This is a genomic window from Aeromonas sp. FDAARGOS 1417, from assembly GCF_019046985.1.
GTDB lineage: Bacteria > Pseudomonadota > Gammaproteobacteria > Enterobacterales > Aeromonadaceae > Aeromonas > Aeromonas veronii.
Genome location: NZ_CP077221.1, coordinates 3,017,501 through 3,037,128 on the forward strand (window position 1 = coordinate 3,017,501; position 19,628 = coordinate 3,037,128).

The window sequence follows — 19,628 nt, forward strand, 5'->3', positions numbered from 1 at the left end:
GCCCCACGATAAGGCAGCCCTTGCCAGGCATAGAGACGGATCAGCTGATTGCGGGCTGACGCATCATCCATCAGTTTTCTGTCGATAGCTGTTTGCAACAGAGCCAACGCCTGATCGCCACGTTTGGCGGAGAGGTTGAGCGATACCGCCTGCTGCCACCATTTGCTCTCTTTGGGTTCGTGGCTGATCAACTCGGCCGCCTGATCGGCAGCCACGCCATAACGTTGCTGAGCGGTGAGGGCGGAGAGACGAATAATAGCGGCCTGCTTCTGCCAACCCTTCTTCAACAACTGTTCGCTCTGGCTGGCGGCGTCACCGTACTGCTTGTTGTGGTAATAGAGGCCGGCCAGACGCAGGCGTAGTGCATCGTCTTGCTTGAGTGCCAGAGCCGCCTTGTAGCTGGCGATGGCACCAGACCAGTTGGATTGCTGGGCCTGAATATCGCCGCGCAGTCGCAGCAGCTGGAGCTGTTGTTGCTCGGGCCACTCTTTATAGGCAAGGGCCTGTTCGACATAACGGCTCGCCTGGGCGGTCTGTTGCAGATTGGCCGCCAGCGAGGCTTGCAACTGCGCCTGCCAGGCACGCTCGGCATCGCTATTTGGCTTGAGGCCGGATGCCTTGCTCTGGGCTTGTTGCCACTGACCGGACTGATAGAGCTTCATCACGGGTTCAAGCTGACGGGAGAAGTGAGGGCTGACCTCCATCGCCAGACAGGCTTGGCCGACCAGGGCAAGCAGACAGATCCAGATCCGCAACATAGTTATGACTCCAGTTTGAATTTGAGCGTGATGACTTGCACCAGCTTGTCGGTGGCGCCCGGTCTCGGCTGATAGCGCCACTTGTTGATCGCCTGAATGGCCGCCCGCTCGAAGTGACGCTTGGGCTTGGCCTCGACCACTTCCACATCCTGCACGCCACCTTCAGCATTCACGCTAAAGCGCAGGGTGACGAATCCTTCGATCCCTGACTGCTGGGCACGATAGGGGTAGACCGGCTCGATCCGTTGCAGCGGCATCAGCATGTCACCGGCACCGATACCCGCTCCCTGCTGCTGGCCGTGGTAGTTGCCACTCAATACCGGTGCGGTACTGGTCGCCACTCCAGGGGCATAGACCTGCACCGCGCTGAGGCTGGAAACCAGATCCAGACTCGGCTCAACGGCCGCCAAAGGGGCCGCGGCAGGCATCGGCAGCGGTGTCGAGGCCAATGCCGCGGGAGGCTCTGGCAGAGGCTCGGGTTCCTGCGGTACCGGACGCTCGCGTACCTGCACCTCGGTCACCTCGTTCTGCATATTGATGACGATGGGCTTCTGTTCGCTCGCCACCTTCTCGCCCCGGGGCGGTTCAACCAGCGTGGCCATGAACAGCAGGATGCCCAGACTGAGGGCGATCCCCAGCCCCAGGCTCATCAGCTTGTATTTCATTTCGGCGCCACCGCCACGGCGATATTGGCGATACCCGCCGCCTTGGCCTCATCCATCACCCGCACCACCTTGCCGTGGGGCACCCGCTCGTCGGCCTGGATCACCAGACTGGCATCGGGTTGCTCCGCCAGCAGACGGGCAATGGTGGCCTGCACCCGCTCCACATCGATCTGCTTGCGGTCGAGGAAGATCTGACCCTGAGCCCCGATCGCCAGCATGATGCTGGAGGATTTCTGCGCCTTGGCCTGACTGGCCTGGGGCCTGTGCACCTCGAGCCCGGCTTCGCGCACGAAGGAGGTGGTGACAATAAAGAAGATCAGCATGATGAACACGATATCCAGCATGGGAGTCATGTCGATCTGCACTTCGTCACGCTGGCGTTTGGATTGCCGTCTCATTGCATTACCTTCTCTTCTCGCAGGCCGTCCCGGGTCTTGGCCAGCGCACGCTTGGCCTGACTCTCGAGCCGACTGAGTAACAACACACCGGATAGCGCGACCACCATGCCTGCCATGGTGGGGATGGTGGCGCGGGAGATCCCGCCCGCCATGCTCTCCGGGTTAAAGCGGTTGGCCGCAGCCAACGCATCGAATACGCCGATCATGCCGGTCACAGTGCCCAGCAACCCCAGCATGGGGCAAAGCACCACCAGGGTGCGGATGAAGATCAGATGACGGTTGAGCTCAAGCTCGGCCTCGGCCAGCCAGCGGCTGCGGATTGCCCGGGCGTGCCAGCTGTGGCGCTCGCTGCGGGCCTGCCAGCGGCCGAGCAGCTGTTGCTGCAAGGGGCCAAAACCCAGATTGAGGTAGAGCAGCCGCTCGATCATCAAAATCCACATCAGCACCAGCAGGGCCAGAATGACCCAGAGCACCGGGCCGCCACGGCCCATGAAGCTCTGCAGCTGTTGCCAGATGTCGAGCATCATGCTGCTCGCTCCATCCCGCCGTTATTGCTCTCGGCGCGCTCGGCCAGAATGCCGGCTACCTGCTGCTCCAGTACATTGGAAAGCTCGGTGAAGCGCGATTGCAGCAGGCTGTGAGCCAGGATCAGCGGAATGGCCGCCACCAGACCCTGTACCGTGGTGACCAGTGCCATGGAGATGCCGCCCGCCATGATCTTGGGATCGCCGGTACCAAACTGGGTGATGGCCTGGAAGGTACCGATCATCCCGGTCACGGTACCGAGCAGGCCCAACATGGGGGCGATGGCCGCGATTACCTTGACCATGCCGATGCCGCGCTCCATGCGAGGGGTCTCCTGCAGGATCGCCTCATCAAGACGAAGCTCGAGGGTCTCCATGCTCAGCTCGGGGTGTTTGTCTGCCACCGTCAGCACCCGGCCGAGGGCGTTGTCGGCGTGATACTCGCCGCTCTTGAGCTGGCGGCGCACCCGACCCAGTTCGCGGGAGAGGCTCCACAGCCGTACCGCTGCGATACCCAAACCGATGGCGGCCAACAGCACGATAATGGCGCCGACCTGACCACCTTGTTGTACCTGCTGCCAGAAGGTGGGCGCCTGTGCCAGCATCGCCAGCAGAGTGCCATGCGAAGGATCCAGCGGCAGCGCTTCCCCTTCCTGACCCTGATAAGCCGCAACGGCAGAGAGCACGCTACCGGGCAGACCCAGTACCGGGCTCAAGCCTTCGGCGGTCGGTTGCAGGAAGCCTTCGCTCCCCAGCAGGGCAAAACTGCCAACCCGGGTCAGCGACTGCTCGCTGGCAGCCCCCTGGGCATCGAGCACCTTGCCGTTGAACTGAGCAATCCGGCCAGATTCGCGGATCTCCTGCAGCAGCGTGGCGGGTAGCAGGGCGAGGGCGGCGCGATCCGGCACCTGTTTATCCTGTGCCATGGCTTTCAGCGGGGCGAGACGTTCCGGGAACTGGCCCTCGACGGCGGATTCGCTCAGCAGCTTGACCGCATCGCTGGCGCCCTGACGGGTGACCGCGAAGATCTCGTTCATGTCGCCGGAGGCTTGCTCCCACTGGGCGTTAAGCTCGACCAGCTGCTTCTCGTTGCTGGCGAACTTGCCGGCCAGCTCCTTGCTCAAGCGCTGGGCCTCGGCCAGTCTGGCGCGGGCAGTGCCGAGCTCCTTGGCAACGGTCGCCAGATCTTGCTGAGCCTGCTGTTCACGAGCCTGTTCCTGCTGCTGCCACTCATCGGCGACAGCGGCGTTGGTACCGCAGGAGAGGGCAATAAGGAGGGGGAACCACTTCATGGTGACTCTCATGATTGGGCCTCCTGACTACGGCTGACAGAGAGGGGGACATTGAGCAACTGGGGAACTTTCTTGTCGGCGGCCACATCCATCGCCTCGGCGATAGGGGAGAGCCACTGGCTATCGAGGGCTTGCCACTGCTTAGCCTCGGCAGACCAGCGCCATGCCTGACTGCGATCGGCCGTCATTGCCAGCAGGGAGAGCCGGCCCAGCGCCAGCACATCGACCCGACGCGGAGCACCATCCAGCTCCAGCTCGGCGGAATAGCTGTCCATCCGGCTGCCGTACTCGGCTTCAATCTGATAGGCCTGCAGCAGCTGACGGAATTTCTCCGCCTCGCTAACGTCTGCGCGAGCCAGGGTCGCTTTCAACTGTTCAACCCGCGCCAAACGATCTTCCTTGCGCAGCGGGATGTCGTTTTGCACCAGCTGTTCCAGATCTGCCTGCATCTGCAACATCAGCGGGATCAAGCCCTGACGGGTCTCTTGCACCGCTTCCAGCTGCTGGCTCAATTTACCCAGCTCATTTTGCTGATCGGCCACCAGAGATTGCATGTAGCGGTTGTAGGCTTCGAGGTCGCGCAGTTGCAGCTGGGCATTTTGCAGCTCCAGTCGTGCGGCAACGGCGGCATCGGCGGCTTTTTCCACCCGCTGCTGGGAGGCTTTCCCGGCAGCTATGCTGTTCTTGAGGGCGGGAGCAACCAGCTCATCCCCGATGGCAGCAAAGTGGACTGACAGTGGCAGCAGGGCCACACCCCATAATTTGTTCATTGAAATACATCTTACTAATGATAACTATTATCATTATCTCAAATGCAGGGCGGACTGGCAACGAGAGGATTTTCTTGGCCTTTATGCACAAAAACAGGATAATTTTTAAGCACGCACGGAATAAGTGGCGCCAATAGCCACCGCACAAATATAAATAACGATAAAAAATCTTTTCGATCAGTGTGATAGAGATCGAAAAAGGAGAAAGTAATGCTCAACGATGCGATCTGGGAACATATCGACAAGTTCACCAAGGCAACAAAAACCAGTGATATCCAGCAACTGCTGGAGCGCTTCAGTCATCAAATGGGCTTTGATTACTTTCGGCTGCTGATTATTTTCCCCATCAGCATGCAAAAATCCCACGTGGCACTGTTCAACAACTGTCCGACCACCTGGTTTGACGCCTACAGCGAAAACCAGTATCTGACCCAGGATCCGGTGGTCTATCTGGGGCTGAAACAGACCCAGCCGATCTTCTGGAACAAGCTCGACTGCGATTCGCCCTGGCTACCCAGCGCCAGCCGCGACGTGATGAACCTTGCGGCTGATTTCGGGGTACGCAATGGCGTCTCCTTTCCGCTGCACACCCCGCAGGGCGAGCACGGCATCCTCTCTTTCATCACCAAGGAGAAATCCAACTCCGACCTGATGTTTGAAAATGTCCCGCTGCTGTCGTTCTGCGCCAGCTACATCTTCAACTCCGCACTGCAACTGATCAAAAGCAGACCGGATATGATGAAATACCTGACCGAACTGTCGGATCGGGAGAAGGAGTGCCTGTTCTGGGCCAGCGAGGGCAAGACCTCCTGGGAGATCGCCACCATCCTCGGCATCAGTGAGCGGACGGTCAACTTTCACCTGACCCAGGTGACCAACAAGACCGACTCGAAGAACCGCAGTCAGGCCATCGCCAAAGGGATCACCAGCGGCATCATTGTGCCTTCCCTCGATGAGGTCACCATCACCAACCTGCGGCTGTCGTAACCCCTCAGCCAAAACAAAAAGAGCCGCGATTGCGGCTCTTTTTCATTTGAGAGAGTGACTTACTCGACGGTCACCGATTTTGCCAGGTTGCGCGGCTGGTCGACGTCGGTGCCCTTGATCAGGGCAACGTGGTAGGAGAGCAGTTGCAGCGGCACGGTATAGACGATAGGGGCGATCACCTCTTCCACATGGTTGAGGTTCATGACCCGCATGGTCTCGTCGCTCTTGAAGCCGGTATCGGCATCGGCGAACACGTAGAGGATACCGCCACGGGCACGCACCTCTTCCACGTTGGACTTGAGCTTCTCCAGCAGATCGTTGTTCGGTGCCACCACAATGATGGGCATCTCGGCATCGATCAGCGCCAGCGGGCCATGCTTCAGTTCACCAGCGGCATAGGCTTCGGCATGGATGTAGGAGATCTCTTTGAGCTTGAGCGCCCCTTCCATGGCGATGGGGTACTGGCTGCCACGGCCGAGGAACAGGCTATGCTGCTTGTCGGCAAACTCTTCGGCCAGGGTTTCGATATCCTTGGCCAGCGCCAGACTCTCTTTAATACGCAGCGGCAGGGCTTGCAGCGCCTTGACCAGTTCAGCCTCGGCGGCGGCGCTCAGGTGGCCACGACAGTGACCGACCGAGGCCACCAGCATCAACAGGCCAGCCAGCTGGGTGGTGAACGCCTTGGTGGAGGCTACGCCGATCTCGGCACCGGCACGGGTCATAAAGGCCAGATCCGATTCACGCACCAGCGAGGAGCCAGGCACGTTGCAGATAGCCAGCGAGCTCATGTAGCCGGATTCCTTGGCCAGACGCAGCGCCGCCAGGGTATCGGCGGTCTCGCCACTCTGGGAGAGTGTCACCAGCAGGCTGTTGGGGCGCACTACCGATTTGCGATAGCGGAACTCGGAGGCGATCTCTACATCGCAGGAGACGCCAGCGATCTCTTCGAACCAGTAGCGAGCCACCATGCCGGAGTGATAGGAGGTGCCGCAGGCAACGATCTGCACGTGCTCGACCTTGTCAAAGATGGCGCGCGCGCCGTTGCCGAACGATTCGACCACCACGTGATCGCTGCCCAGACGCCCTTCCAGGGTGTTGGTGATCGCTTTGGGTTGCTCGTGGATCTCTTTGAGCATGTAGTGACGGTATTCACCCTTGTCACCGGCATCGTGGGAGAGCTCGGACTCCTGCTCTTCACGCACCACGGCGTTGCCGTTGGTATCGAAGATGTGCACGTCACGGCGGGTCACTTCGGCCACATCACCCTCTTCCAGGAAGATGAAACGACGGGTCACCGGCAGCAACGCCATCTGGTCGGAGGCGATAAAATTCTCGCCGATACCGCGGCCGATCACCAGCGGTGAACCGGAGCGGGCCACCACCACGCGGCTGTCGTCGCGGCTGTCCATCACCACGGTACCGTAGGCACCGCGCAGCTGCTTCACCGCAGTCTGCATGGCGGCCAGCAGGCTGCCGGCGCTCTTCAGCTCATGATGGACCAGATGGGCAATCACCTCGGTATCAGTGTCGGAGCTGAACACATAACCCAGCGCCTTCAACTCTTCCCGCAGCTCTTCGTGGTTCTCGATGATGCCGTTGTGCACCACCACGATATGCTCGGAGACATGGGGGTGGGCGTTGCGCTCGGAGGGCTCGCCGTGAGTGGCCCAGCGGGTATGGGCGATGCCGGTACCGCCGTGAACGGACTGCTCGTCGAGCGCCTTGGCCAGCTCGGCCACCTTGCCCAGCCGGCGAACCCGCTGCAACGGCTGGTTGGCGCTGAACACGGCCACACCGGCTGAGTCATAACCGCGGTACTCCAGACGGCGCAGGCCCTCTACCAGAATTTCAGCCACATCACGTTGGGCAACAGCCCCGACGATGCCACACATACACTTCTCCTTGAGATGCAAATCGTAAAGTCAGTTGGATGGTTCAGAGCTCGATGTCAGCAAGTGACCGGGGCGCAGATAAGCGTCACCCCCTGGGCTTGAATCTGTTCTCTGGCCTCTCTGGCCAGCCCCTCGTCGGTCACCAGGGTATGGATGCTCGACCAGGGAAGTTCGAGATTGGGGATCTTGCGGCCGATCTTTTCCGATTCGACCATAACAATGACCTCCCGCGATACCTCGGCCATGACCCGCGACAGGCCCACCAGCTCGTTGAAGGTGGTGGTGCCACGCTCCGGGTCGATACCGTCGGCACCGATAAAGAGCTGGTCGAAGTCGTAGGAGCGCAGCACCTGTTCCGCCACCTGCCCCTGGAAGGATTCGGAGTGAGGGTCCCAAGTGCCACCGGTCATTAACAGGGTAGGCTCATTTTCCAGCTCGCGCAGGGCTCCGGCCACATTGAGGGAGTTGGTCATCACGATGAGGCCGCGCTTGTTGCCCAGCATGGGGATCATGGCGCTGGTGGTGCTGCCGCTGTCGATGATGACGCGGTTGTGATCACGCAGCCGCTCGGCCGCCGCACGGGCAATGGCTAACTTTCGGTTCGAAACTTGTTCAGGGTTGACCTCGACCACCATCTCGCTCGGCAAAGGGACGGCGCCACCGTAACGACGCAGCAGCAGACCGCCGGTCTCCAGTACAGCCAGATCTTTACGGATGGTCACTTCGGAGGTAGAAAAGTGTTTGGCGAGGGCGTCGACACTCACTTCACCCTGCTCTTGTACCAGGGTCACTATGGTGTGGCGGCGTTGTTGAGTATTACGTTTAGTCATTTTTAAGTTTCGATTCGAAAGAACATCGAAATATTAGCCCCTTTTTCGGAAAAATAAAACAGCAAATAGGATCCGATTTGGTTCGATGCCAGAATGGGGTGCCAATTTGCGACGAGGATGCCATGCAAAAGAGAGTCATCTGGCTGGTGGAGGATGAGGCCAGCATCGCCGACACCCTGATTTATGCCCTGCAGACCGACGGGTTCGAGGTGGAGTGGTTCATGCTGGGCCAGCAGTTGCTGACACGACTGGAACAGACGCGACCCGACTTCCTGATCCTCGATGTGGGGCTGCCCGACATCAGCGGCTTCGAACTCTGCAAGCAGGTGAGGGCGCTGACCGATATCCCCCTGATGTTCCTCACCGCCCGCAGCGAGGAGATAGACCGGCTGATCGGGCTGGAGATCGGTGCCGACGACTATGTGGCCAAACCCTTCTCGCCACGGGAAGTGTGTGCCCGGGTGCGGGTCATCCTGCGCCGCAGCCAGCCCGTCGCCCCCCAGCCCAGCGCCCTGCTGGTACTGGATGAGGAGCGGGCCCGCATTCACTTTCGCGGTCAGCCGCTGGCCCTCACCCGCTACGAATATCTGCTGCTCAAGACCCTGATGCTTGCGCCGGGCCGGGTCTACTCCCGCCAACAGCTGATGGATCTGGTGTGGCAGGATGCGGAGGAGAGTCTGGATCGCACCGTCGATACCCACATCAAGACCATCCGCGCCAAGCTGCGCGAACATGATCCAGAAGCCAACCTGATCCTCACCCACCGCGGGCTGGGCTACAGCCTGGAGCTGGCATGAGACTCGGGTTGCAACTGCTGTGCGGCCTGCTGCTGATCTTCGCGCTGGCCGCCTGGTTCGTGCTGGAAATCTTCGTCGAGGAGATAAAACCGGGAGTGCGCAGCGCCACCGAGGATACTCTGGTAGACATGACCCAGCTGCTGGCGCCGCTCGCCCTCGATGATCTGCAAGAGGGGAATATGATGAACGGGCGGTTGGCCAGCGCCTTCGCCCGCCTCAACCAGAATCCCATCAATGCAATGATCGATGGCCACCTCAAGCAGCAGGCGGAGTACCGCATCTATGTCACTGACCGGCAAGGTGTGGTGATTTACGACTCCGACGGCACGGATCTGGGCAAGGACTATTCCCGCTGGAACGATGTCTACCGCACCCTGCGCGGCCAGTATGGCGCCCGCAGCACCCGCACCGATCCCGATGATGCTGCCAGCTCGACCATGTATGTGGCGGCGCCGCTGCGGGAAGGGGTCGAGATCATCGGCTCCCTCACCGTCGCCAAACCCAATCGCACCCTGATGCCTGCCATCGAGCGGGGGGAACAGGAGCTGCTGCGGGCCGGCGGCCAGATGCTGCTCATCTCGCTGCTGATCGGCAGCCTGCTGGTGTGGTGGCTCAACCGCGCCATCGGCAAGCTGGTGCACTACGCCGACTCGGTCAGCAAGGGGGAGGCGGCACCGCTGCCGCAGTTGCACACCGTCGAGCTGGATCGGCTCGGCCGCTCACTGGAGACCATGCGCCACCAGCTCGATGGCAAAAGCTACATCGAAGCCTATGTGCACAGCCTGACCCACGAGCTGAAGAGCCCGCTGGCCGCTATTCGCGGGGCAGGGGAGATTTTGGCCGAAACGCCGCCCCCCGAAGTTGCCAAACGCTTTATCGGCAACATCAATCAGGAGAGTGCCCGCATGCAGCAGCTGATCGAGCGAATGCTGCAACTCGCACGGCTGGAGTCGGGGCAGGGGCTGGATCGCCAGTCGGTGGAACCGGCAAAACTGGGCAAGCGCACCCTCGACGCCCGCCAGATTATCGCCCAGCGCCGTCAGGTCGAGTTGGTGGCCGAGCTGGCCAGCGCGCCGAAACAGAAGTGGGATCCGCTGTTAGTGGAGCAGGCCATCGGCAACCTGCTGGATAACGCTATCGACTTCTCTCCCGCCTACGGGCTGGTCACCCTGAGCGGCAGCCAGCAGCAGGAGGGCTACTGTTTTCGGGTCACCGACAGCGGCCCCGGCATTCCCGACTACGCATTGCCACGCATCTTCGAGCGCTTCTACTCCCTGCCGCGCCCGGACAAGGGCAAGAGCAGCGGTCTGGGGCTCAGCTTCGCCCATGAGGTGGCCCACCAGCATGGCGGCCGTCTGACCCTGAGCAACCGGCCGGAAGGAGGCGCGCTGGCGGAACTCTGGCTGCCGTTCGCCTAGTCACCCCCGCAACTTCACATTCCCCACACAAAGCGGCATTAGACTGCCGCTTTCTCTCATCCATTTGCTCAAGGAAATGCTATGTCCCGCCTGCTTCTCTCCAGCCTGCTGGCTGCCGGTCTGCTCGCAGCCCTGCCTGCCTCCGCCGCCAGCGGCTGCTTTCTCTATGCTGACGGCAACGGCCAGACCCTCTCCAGTGAAGGGGACTGCTCCAGCCAGCTGCCGCCCGCGTCCACCTTCAAGATCCCGCTGGCGCTGATGGGTTACGACAGTGGCTATCTGGTTGATGAAGAGCATCCGGCACTGCCTTACAAACCGAGCTATGACGGCTGGCTGCCCGCTTGGCGCGAAACTACGACCCCGCGCCGCTGGGAAACCTACTCGGTCGTCTGGTTCTCCCAGCAGATCACCGAATGGTTGGGGATGGAGCGCTTCCAGCAATATGTCGACCGCTTCGACTACGGCAACCGGGATCTCTCCGGCAATCCGGGCAAACATGACGGCCTGACCCAGGCCTGGCTCAGCACCAGCCTCGCCATCAGCCCGGAGGAGCAGGCCCGCTTCCTCGGCAAGATGCTGAGCGGCAAGCTGCCGGTTTCGGCGCAGACCCTGCAGTACACCGCCAATATCCTCAAGGTGAGCGAGATCGACGGCTGGCAGATCCACGGCAAAACCGGCATGGGCTACCCGAAGAAGCTGGATGGCAGCCTCAACCGCGATCAGCAGATCGGCTGGTTCGTCGGCTGGGCCAGCAAACCGGGCAAACAGCTGATCTTCGTCCATACCGTGGTGCAAAAGCCCGGCAAGCAGTTCGCCTCTCTCAAGGCTAAAGAAGAGGTGCTGGCCGCCCTGCCTGCACAACTTAAAAAGCAGTGATCTCGCTTCCCGCCAGATAAACCCCGATAACCACGGTCAGCCCACCAGCGACGGGCTGACCGCCATTCGTAAACGAGACAAACATGAAATTATTTCTATTGCTGCTCTGGCTTCCGGCCAGCATGGTGCTTGCTGCCTGTGATCTCTCCGACCGCCTGACGCGGCAGGGAGAAGTCATCCATGATCGGCTCAACCACCTCGAATGGCAGGTGTGCAGCCTCGGCAGCCAGTGGCTGGAGGGGAAAGGGTGCGTGGGCACACCGGCCCTGCTGACACTGCTTGAAGCCAAAGATGAAGCTGCCCGCCTTGGCGAGGGGTGGCGACTCCCCACCATCGAGGAGCTCTTCACCCTGCTCGACGAAAATTGCCGGGCGCCGATGACAGACCCGCGCTTCTTCTCCGATATCCATGACAACGGGGAAAATTCAGCCCCCTACTGGACCTCCAGCTCCATTGAGGAGATGCCGGAACTGGTCTATTACATCGACTTTATGCACGGACTCATCGACGGCCACACCGATCGTTTCGCACAAGCCGCCCGGTTGGTGCGCTCCCGCCCCTGAACAATCCCGCGGCGCCTGATGGCGCCGTTTTTCAACAGTTCACCGCCACTTCACACAAGCCCATCACCACTTCACGCCGGACTGACAGACTCACGCCATCCAACAAGGAGACGTGTCATGGTCAAACAGATATTCACCCACAAGATATTTCTGCTGCTGTTGCTCAGCCTGCTGTTGATGGTGCCGGTGCAATCCATCATGGAGCTCAACCGGGAGCGTCAGGCTTACCGCGCACAAGCCATCAAACAGATAATGGCCAGCACGAGTGGACCGCAGCGCCTAATAGGCCCCGTAATTGTCCTCCCGTATACAAGAGAGCTGATTCTGACCAATGGTAAGGAAACTCGGAGAGAGGTAGAGACACGCTACCGCTACCTGTTGCCAGAACAGTTAACGGCCACAGCGAATATGGAGGTAACACCACGCAAACTGGGGATCTACCAAGCCCAGCTGTATCAGGCTAACGTCACTCTAACCGGCCAATTACCAGCGGTCCCTGATTGGCAGCCACCACGTGACAGCATACCCGGCCAACCCTATCTCAGCCTCATCGTCTCCGACGCTCGAGGCATCATTCAGATACCAACCATCACCTTCGCCAACGAGCTACTGACTGTCACCCCCGGTGCACGGCTTGGCAACCGATCCGGCGTGCATGTCCCGCTAACCACCAAACAACAGCAAGGAGGGTGGTTCGATATAAAGATTTCCCTACAGGGTATGGAAAAATTCACCCTGATTCCGGTCGGTCGTGACAGCAAACTAACCTTGTCCGGTAACTGGCCCCACCCCAACTTCCTGGGCGATTTCCTGCCCACCACCCGTACAGTAAAAGATCAAGGTTTCAATGCTGACTGGCAGACAAGTTGGTTTGCCACAGATATGGAGAATCAGTTCCCTGACATGATCCAAAGCGCCTCCAAACATCTGCCCAGCTTCAGCGTCAGTCTGGTGCAGCCGGTGGATCACTATCAACTCAATGAGAGGGCGGCCAAATATGCCCTGCTGTTTATCGGCCTCACCTTTATCAGCTTCTTTATGTTCGAGCTGCACAAGGGGCTGCGGGTTCACCCGATCCAGTACGCGCTGGTAGGCATGGGGCTGGCTATCTTCTATCTGGTGCTGCTGGCCCTGACCGAGCACCTCGGCTTTGGCTGGGCCTATCTGGTGGCCGCGCTGGCCAGCGTGCTGCTCAACGGCTTCTATCTGAGCCATGTGCTGGGCGGCCCGAAGCAGGGGATCGGCTTCGCGGCGCTACTAGGGCTGGTCTATGCCATCCTCTACAGCCTGCTGCAGGCCGAAGAGATCGCCCTGCTGCTCGGTGCCGTGCTGTTGTTCGCCACTCTGGCACTGATCATGATGCTGACCCGCAAGCTCGACTGGTATCAAGTGATGGACTACAGCGCACCCGCGACCACATGGGCGGCCCCCCAGTCATCGACCAGTGACACCAACCATCAGTCATAAGCCAAAAAAAAACCGGCGCCATCAGGCGCCGGTTCTATTTTATTGATCGGGCATCACTTCTTCTTGACCGGGCGAGCCCAGTTTTTGATGTGACGCTGGGGCACCCGGGTGATCACCAACTCGTTCTCGGCCACATCCTTGGTGATGGTAGAACCCGCCCCCAGAGTCGCCCCCTTGCCGATGCGCACTGGCGCCACCAGCTGGGTATCGGAACCGACAAACACATCATCCTCGATGATGGTCTGGAATTTGTTCACCCCGTCGTAGTTGCAGGTGATGGTACCGGCACCAATATTCACCTTTGCGCCCACCTCGGCATCCCCCAGATAGGTCAGATGACCACACTTGGAGCCAACCCCCAGACGGGCCTTCTTCATCTCGACGAAGTTGCCAACGTGCGCATCCTGCTCGAGCACAGCCCCCGGGCGTAGACGGGCAAACGGGCCGACCGAACACTGATCTGCCACCTGAGCCCCTTCAACGATGGAGTAGGGCTTCACTTCGGTGTGATCGCCAATGACGCAATCCTTCAGCACGGCACCGGCACCGATACGCACATGATTGCCCAAGACGACCTTGCCTTCGATGATGACGTTGACGTCGATCACCACCTCTTCACCGATCTCGAGAGTACCGCGCAGATCGAAGCGAGCCGGATCGATCAGGGTGACACCGGCGATCATCAGCTTCTCGGCCTGCATCTGCTGATAGCTGCGCTCAAGTTGGGCCAATTGCACCCGATTGTTGGCCCCTTCAACTTCAGCGGCACGCTCTGGATGTACGGCGGCAATCGGACAATTATCGCCGTGAGCCATGGCGATCACATCCGTCAGATAGAACTCCCCCTGGGCATTCTTGTTGTCGAGACGAGACAACCATTGACGCAACTGGCCCCCATTGGCCACCAGCACGCCGGTATTCACCTCACGGATCGCCAGCTGTTCGGCATTGGCATCCTTCTGCTCGACGATACCGACCACCTGACCATTTTCACGGACGATGCGGCCATAGCCGGTGGGGTTGTCCAGCACCACGGTCAGCAGTGCCATCCCGTTTTCAGCCTTGGCAGCCAGCAGTCGCTGCAGGGTCTCTGGCTGGATCAGCGGGGTATCGCCGTAGAGCACCAGCACGTCGTCTTCATCCTTCCAGAATGGGATGGCTTGGGCGACGGCGTGACCGGTCCCCAGCTGCTGCGCCTGCAGCACCCAGTTCACGTCGGCCGCCACAATCCGCTCTTTCAGCAGTTCGGCACCGTGGCCATAAACCAGATGCAGCTGCTCGGCACCGACCTGACGGGCAGTATCGATCACATGGGAAACCATGGGTTTGTTGGCTACCGGGTGCAGTACCTTGGGCAGGGAAGAGCGCATGCGGGTACCTTTACCCGCAGCCAGGATCACGACGTTGAGGGACATAAATTGACCTTTGGAACATGAGAAATACTCGGCGGAGTCTATCCAACGGGTAAAAAAAAAGCGACCCGAAGGTCGCTTTTTACATCACCGTTATTAGCGGTAATTCTTTTTGACGATATCGATGACTCGCAGTTGAGCCATCGCCTTGGCCAGCTCGGTGGCGGCCTGGGCGTAGTCGATATCACCATGGGAGCTGTGGATCCGCTCTTCGGCTGCGCGCTTGGCTTCCTGGGCTTTCGCCTCATCCAAATCGTCAGCACGAATCGCAGTGTCCGCCAGCACGGTCACGGATTCAGGTTGTACTTCCAGCATACCGCCGGAGATGTACAGCACCTCTTCAGTTCCGTTCTGCTTCACCAAGCGGACCAGGCCCGGCTTGATGGCAGTCAGCAACGGAGCATGACCGTGGCGGAGACCCAACTCACCTTCGGAGCCTGATACCTGAGCGGATTGCACGCGACCGGAAAACAGTTTTCCTTCGGCGCTCACCACATCCAGGTGAAAGGAGATCATCTCTGCCATGGGCCCTCCTGTCGAGGCTTACAGTTTCTTGGATTTCTCGACGACTTCGTCGATACCGCCAACCATGTAGAACGCCTGCTCGGGCAGATCGTCATACTCGCCTTTCAGGATGCCCTGGAAACCACGGATGGTCTCTTTCAGCGGCACGTATTTACCCGGAGAACCGGTAAACACTTCTGCTACGAAGAACGGCTGGGACAGGAAACGCTCGATCTTACGGGCACGGGCTACGGTCAGTTTGTCTTCTTCTGACAGTTCATCCATACCCAGGATGGCGATGATGTCCTTCAGCTCTTTGTAGCGCTGCAGTACGGTCTGAACGCCACGAGCGGTCTCGTAGTGCTCTTTGCCAACCACCAGCGGATCCAGCTGACGAGAGGTAGAGTCCAGCGGGTCAACGGCCGGGTAGATACCCAGTGCCGCGATTTGACGGGACAGTACGACGGTCGCATCTAGGTGGGCGAAGGTGGTCGCCGGAGACGGGTCAGTCAAGTCATCCGCAGGCACGTAAACGGCCTGTACGGAGGTGATGGAACCAGTCTTGGTGGAGGTGATACGCTCTTGCAGAACACCCATCTCCTCGGCCAGGGTCGGCTGGTAACCTACTGCAGAAGGCATACGGCCCAGCAGTGCGGATACTTCAGTACCGGCCAGGGTGTAACGGTAGATGTTGTCCACGAAGAACAGCACGTCACGACCTTCGTCACGGAACTTCTCGGCCATGGTCAGGCCGGTCAGCGCAACGCGCAGACGGTTTCCGGGCGGCTCGTTCATCTGACCGTAAACCAGAGATACTTTGTCCAGTACGTTGGACTCCATCATCTCGTGGTAGAAGTCGTTACCCTCACGGGTACGCTCACCAACACCGGCGAACACAGAGTAACCACTGTGCTCGATCGCGATGTTACGGATCAGCTCCATCATGTTTACGGTTTTGCCTACACCGGCACCACCGAACAGACCAACCTTACCACCCTTGGCGAACGGGCATACCAGGTCGATAACCTTGATGCCGGTCTCCAGCAGATCGTTGCTGTTGGACTGATCTTCGTAGCTGGGGGCAGCGCGGTGGATAGACCAGCACTCTTCTTCACCGATCGGACCTTTTTCGTCGATTGGCTCGCCCAGTACGTTCATGATCCGACCCAGAGTCGCAGTACCGACCGGAACCTGGATGGATTTACCGCTATTCACTACTTCCAACCCACGACGCAGACCGTCGGAGGAACCCATGGTGATGCAACGAACGACGCCGCCACCGATCTGTTGCTGAACTTCCAGCACCAGACCCTGGCCTTGACCTTCGCTAACGACCTTCAGTGCATCGTACACCTGGGGCACGGCATTCTGCGGGAACTCGATGTCCACCACAGCGCCGATGATTTGGACGATGAAACCGTTACTCATGTCAAATCCTCTAAACCTTTGATAACCCTTGCCTTACACCGCAGCAGCACCGGATACGATCTCTGTCAGCTCCTGGGTAATACTGGCCTGACGGGCCTTGTTGTATACCAGTTGCAGATCGTTAATCAGGTTACCGGCGTTGTCAGTCGCGGCTTGCATGGCAACCATTCTGGCTGCCTGTTCACTTGCCAAGTTTTCCACTACACCCTGGTAAACCTGAGATTCGACGTAGCGAACCAGCAGGGTATCCAGCAGCTTCTTGGGATCCGGCTCATAGAGGTAATCCCAGTGGTGTTTCTTGGCGAGCTTGCTGTCTTCAGTTACGGGCAAAGGCAGCAGTTGATCGACCCGTGGTTGCTGCACCATGGTGTTGACGAACTTGTTGTACACCAGATACAGCTTGTCAATCTCACCGTTGTCGTAAGCCTTCAGCATGACCTTGACTGAACCAATCAGGTCATTGACGCTCGGACTATCGCCCAGTCCTGCGACATGAGCTTTAACCTTGGCGCCGTGCCGTTCAAAGAAGTTGGAGGCCTTGTTACCGATCAGTGCCAGGTCAACCTTGGCACCTTTCGCGCTCCATTGCTTCATATCATTGAGGGCAGCCTTGAACAGGTTGATGTTCAGACCACCACACAGGCCACGGTCGGTGGAGACGACGATGTAACCCACTCGCTTGACCTCACGTTCGATGAGGTAGGGGTGCTTGTATTCCAAGTTCCCCTGAGCGATATGGCCGATCACCTTGCGCATGGTTTCAGCGTACGGACGGCTGGCAGACATGCGTTCCTGCGCACGGCGCATTTTGCTTGCTGCCACCATTTCCATAGCGCCGGTGATCTTCTGAGTGTTTTTCACACTCCCGATCTTGTTACGTATCTCTTTTGCGCCGGCCATCTCTTACTCTCCATCAAGTGGCAGCTCACGCTGCCACACACGCTTACCAGGTCTGGGTTGCTTTGAAGCTATCCAGCAACGCAGTCAGCTTGCCAACGATCGCGTCGTTGTAGTCGGCTTTGGCATTGATTTCAGCCATCAGCTCGGCATGCTGGGTATTGGCGTAAGAGAGCAGAGCGGCTTCGAAGTCGACGATTTTGTTCAGCTCGACATCGGAGAGATAGCCTTTCTCGGCGGCGAACAGCACCAGAGACTGGTGAGCCACGCTCAGCGGAGAGTACTGCTTCTGCTTCATCAGCTCGGTCACTTTCACACCGTGATCCAGCTGCTTGCGAGTCGCCTCGTCCAGATCGGAAGAGAACTGGGCGAATGCCGCCAGTTCGCGATACTGGGCCAGCGCGGTACGGATACCACCGGACAGCTTCTTGACGATCTTGGTCTGAGCAGCGCCACCTACACGGGATACAGAGATACCCGGGTCAACCGCCGGACGAATACCGGAGTTGAACAGCTGTGAAGTCAGGAAGATCTGACCATCGGTGATGGAGATCACGTTGGTCGGAACGAACGCAGATACGTCACCCGCCTGGGTTTCGATGATTGGCAGCGCAGTCAAAGAACCGGTTTTGCCTTTCACTTCACCCTTGGTGAACTTCTCTACGTACTCGGCGTTAACGCGAGCAGCACGCTCCAGCAGGCGGGAGTGCAGATAGAAAACGTCACCCGGGTAAGCTTCACGTCCTGGCGGACGGCGCAGCAGCAGGGAGATCTGGCGATAAGCTACGGCCTGCTTGGACAGGTCATCATAGATGATCAGCGCGTCTTCACCGCGGTCACGGAAGTACTCACCCATGGAGCAACCGGCATACGGAGCCAGGTACTGCAGAGCGGCCGCTTCGGAGGCAGAGGCAACAACCACGATGGTGTTGGCCAGGGCGCCGTGCTCTTCCAGCTTGCGCACCACGTTGGCGATGGTGGAGGCCTTCTGGCCAATTGCAACGTAGACACACTTAATGCCGGAATCTTTCTGGTTGATGATGGTGTCGATCGCGATGGCGGTCTTACCAACCTGACGGTCACCGATGATCAGCTCACGCTGGCCACGACCGATTGGGATCATGGCATCGATGGCTTTCAGACCGGTCTGGACCGGCTGGTCAACAGACTTACGCTCGATAACGCCCGGTGCGATCACTTCGATCGGCGAGAAGCCGTCGTTGTCGATCGGACCTTTACCGTCGATCGGCTGACCCAGGGTGTTCAACACCCGGCCCAACAGACCACGACCTACCGGCACTTCCAGAATACGGCCAGTACCTTTTACTTTCATTCCTTCTGACAGACCGTCATAGGAACCCATAATCACCGCACCGACGGAGTCACGCTCCAGGTTCAATGCCAGAGCGTAGCGGTTGCCCGGCAGCTCGATCATCTCACCCTGCATGGCATCAGCCAGGCCGTGAATACGAATGATACCGTCGCTCACAGAGACGATAGTACCTTCGTTACGCGCTTCGCTCTTTACATCAAACTGCGCAATGCGCTGCTTGATCAGCTCGGCGATTTCAGTGGAATTCAGTTGCATGCTCTAATACCCCAATCAAGATTGCAGCGCGTCAGCCATGCGATCCAGCTTACCGCGGACTGTGCCGTCGATTACCAGATCACCGGCCTTGATGAGCACCCCGGCCATCAAGGACGCATCGATGCTGCAATTCAGCTTCACTTTGCGCGCGAGACGTTGTTCCAGAGAAGCCTGAATATTGGCTTTCTGCTGGTCGGTCAGTTCGATCGCCGAAATCACGTCAGCCTGAACCTCTTTATCCAGTTCAGCTTTGAACGCTACAAATTCAGCAACGACCGCCGGCAGCACACCCAAGCGACCATTCTCGGCCATCACCCGGATCAGGTTCTGGCCATGCACGTCGAGTTGCTCACCGCAGACACCGACAAACAGCGTTGCCAGCTCTTCGGCGGCCACAGAGCCGTTTACCAGGTTGTGCATGGTCTCGTTTTCCACTACTTGCGCAGCGAAACCGAGCATACCCAGCCACTGGTCAACCGCCTTGTGCTCAACGGCAAACTCGAAAGCAGCCTTGGCGTAGGGGCGAGCGATTGTAGTCAGTTCAGACATAGCCCCGTTCCCG

Annotated in this window: 20 protein-coding genes (1 of these 20 cut by a window edge); 6 read left to right on the forward strand and 14 right to left on the reverse strand. The window is 59.2% G+C overall.

Going from position 1 to position 19,628, the window contains the following annotated elements:
• The 6 genes in view from I6L47_RS13840 to I6L47_RS13865 are tightly spaced (at most 2 nt apart) and all read right to left on the reverse strand, a layout consistent with a single transcriptional unit that may run on beyond the window.
• A protein-coding gene (locus tag I6L47_RS13840; protein WP_216947636.1) for a hypothetical protein crosses the window boundary here: on the reverse strand, positions 1-758 show its 5' portion. The gene continues 421 nt to the left of window position 1, outside the view; 758 of the gene's 1,179 nt are visible here — the first part of the coding sequence; its start codon is at positions 756-758; the stop codon falls past the left edge of the window.
• A gap of 2 nt (positions 759-760) precedes the next feature.
• Complete coding sequence (locus I6L47_RS13845; RefSeq protein WP_216947637.1) at positions 761-1,423, reverse strand: energy transducer TonB; 663 nt, start codon at positions 1,421-1,423, stop codon at positions 761-763.
• Positions 1,420-1,821 carry a biopolymer transporter ExbD gene (locus tag I6L47_RS13850; RefSeq protein ID WP_005339369.1) on the reverse strand — a complete coding sequence of 134 codons (402 nt, stop codon included), beginning with the start codon at positions 1,819-1,821 and terminating at the stop codon, positions 1,420-1,422. The genes I6L47_RS13845 and I6L47_RS13850 overlap by 4 nt, the downstream gene beginning before the upstream one ends.
• Positions 1,818-2,348 (reverse strand): MotA/TolQ/ExbB proton channel family protein, encoded by a 531-nt coding sequence (locus tag I6L47_RS13855; protein WP_216947638.1) that lies wholly within the window; start codon positions 2,346-2,348, stop codon positions 1,818-1,820. Before I6L47_RS13855 ends, I6L47_RS13850 begins: the two co-directional genes overlap by 4 nt.
• Positions 2,345-3,649 carry a MotA/TolQ/ExbB proton channel family protein gene (locus I6L47_RS13860; protein WP_201954590.1) on the reverse strand — a complete coding sequence of 435 codons (1,305 nt, stop codon included), beginning with the start codon at positions 3,647-3,649 and terminating at the stop codon, positions 2,345-2,347. Before I6L47_RS13860 ends, I6L47_RS13855 begins: the two co-directional genes overlap by 4 nt.
• Positions 3,646-4,407: a DUF3450 domain-containing protein gene (locus I6L47_RS13865; protein ID WP_162515220.1), complete on the reverse strand. Its 762-nt coding sequence runs from the start codon at positions 4,405-4,407 to the stop codon at positions 3,646-3,648. The genes I6L47_RS13860 and I6L47_RS13865 overlap by 4 nt, the downstream gene beginning before the upstream one ends.
• A gap of 210 nt (positions 4,408-4,617) precedes the next feature.
• On the opposite strand from I6L47_RS13865, the gene I6L47_RS13870 reads away from it, so the two are divergent.
• A complete protein-coding gene (locus I6L47_RS13870) occupies positions 4,618-5,394 on the forward strand; it encodes a LuxR family transcriptional regulator (protein ID WP_005357256.1) in 777 nt (258 codons plus the stop codon).
• 59 nt (positions 5,395-5,453) lie between these two features.
• Here the strand turns inward: I6L47_RS13870 and glmS are convergent, their stop codons facing one another.
• Together glmS and I6L47_RS13880 are read right to left on the reverse strand one after the other, a co-directional pair.
• Complete coding sequence (gene glmS / locus I6L47_RS13875; RefSeq protein ID WP_005355853.1) at positions 5,454-7,286, reverse strand: glutamine--fructose-6-phosphate transaminase (isomerizing); 1,833 nt, start codon at positions 7,284-7,286, stop codon at positions 5,454-5,456.
• Positions 7,287-7,342: 56 nt separating this feature from the next.
• Positions 7,343-8,116, reverse strand: a complete 774-nt coding sequence (locus tag I6L47_RS13880; protein WP_216947639.1) for a DeoR/GlpR family DNA-binding transcription regulator — start codon at positions 8,114-8,116, stop codon at positions 7,343-7,345.
• Positions 8,117-8,238: 122 nt separating this feature from the next.
• On the opposite strand from I6L47_RS13880, the gene blrA reads away from it, so the two are divergent.
• From blrA to creD, 5 genes are all read left to right on the forward strand, one after another.
• The gene (gene blrA / locus I6L47_RS13885) at positions 8,239-8,913 is read left to right on the forward strand and encodes a beta-lactam response regulator transcription factor BlrA (RefSeq protein WP_013724228.1); all 675 of its coding nucleotides are present in this window, start codon (positions 8,239-8,241) and stop codon (positions 8,911-8,913) included.
• Positions 8,910-10,331: a beta-lactam sensor histidine kinase BlrB gene (gene blrB / locus I6L47_RS13890; protein ID WP_216947640.1), complete on the forward strand. Its 1,422-nt coding sequence runs from the start codon at positions 8,910-8,912 to the stop codon at positions 10,329-10,331. Before blrA ends, blrB begins: the two co-directional genes overlap by 4 nt.
• 81 nt (positions 10,332-10,412) lie before the next feature.
• Entirely contained in the window at positions 10,413-11,207 is a 795-nt protein-coding gene (gene blaOXA, locus I6L47_RS13895) for an OXA-12 family class D beta-lactamase (protein WP_127008009.1), read from the forward strand.
• Between the two features lie 83 nt (positions 11,208-11,290).
• The gene (locus tag I6L47_RS13900) at positions 11,291-11,770 is read left to right on the forward strand and encodes a DUF1566 domain-containing protein (protein WP_216947641.1); all 480 of its coding nucleotides are present in this window, start codon (positions 11,291-11,293) and stop codon (positions 11,768-11,770) included.
• A 117-nt stretch (positions 11,771-11,887) separates the two neighbouring features.
• Entirely contained in the window at positions 11,888-13,237 is a 1,350-nt protein-coding gene (creD, locus tag I6L47_RS13905) for a cell envelope integrity protein CreD (protein WP_254204744.1), read from the forward strand.
• Between the two features lie 53 nt (positions 13,238-13,290).
• Here creD and glmU read toward each other — a convergent pair whose 3' ends face one another.
• From glmU to atpH, 6 genes are all read right to left on the reverse strand, one after another.
• Positions 13,291-14,652, reverse strand: coding sequence for a bifunctional UDP-N-acetylglucosamine diphosphorylase/glucosamine-1-phosphate N-acetyltransferase GlmU (gene glmU / locus I6L47_RS13910; RefSeq protein WP_216947643.1), 1,362 nt, complete (start codon positions 14,650-14,652; stop codon positions 13,291-13,293).
• Positions 14,653-14,745: 93 nt separating this feature from the next.
• Positions 14,746-15,174 carry a F0F1 ATP synthase subunit epsilon gene (locus I6L47_RS13915; RefSeq protein WP_005339345.1) on the reverse strand — a complete coding sequence of 143 codons (429 nt, stop codon included), beginning with the start codon at positions 15,172-15,174 and terminating at the stop codon, positions 14,746-14,748.
• 18 nt (positions 15,175-15,192) lie between these two features.
• A complete protein-coding gene (gene atpD, locus I6L47_RS13920) occupies positions 15,193-16,581 on the reverse strand; it encodes a F0F1 ATP synthase subunit beta (RefSeq protein ID WP_005339344.1) in 1,389 nt (462 codons plus the stop codon).
• 33 nt (positions 16,582-16,614) lie between these two features.
• Positions 16,615-17,481, reverse strand: a complete 867-nt coding sequence (gene atpG / locus I6L47_RS13925) for a F0F1 ATP synthase subunit gamma (RefSeq protein ID WP_005339343.1) — start codon at positions 17,479-17,481, stop codon at positions 16,615-16,617.
• A gap of 43 nt (positions 17,482-17,524) precedes the next feature.
• Positions 17,525-19,066 (reverse strand): F0F1 ATP synthase subunit alpha, encoded by a 1,542-nt coding sequence (gene atpA / locus I6L47_RS13930; protein WP_005339342.1) that lies wholly within the window; start codon positions 19,064-19,066, stop codon positions 17,525-17,527.
• A 15-nt stretch (positions 19,067-19,081) separates the two neighbouring features.
• Entirely contained in the window at positions 19,082-19,615 is a 534-nt protein-coding gene (atpH, locus tag I6L47_RS13935; RefSeq protein ID WP_005339341.1) for a F0F1 ATP synthase subunit delta, read from the reverse strand.
• Between the last annotated feature and the right edge of the window lie 13 nt (positions 19,616-19,628).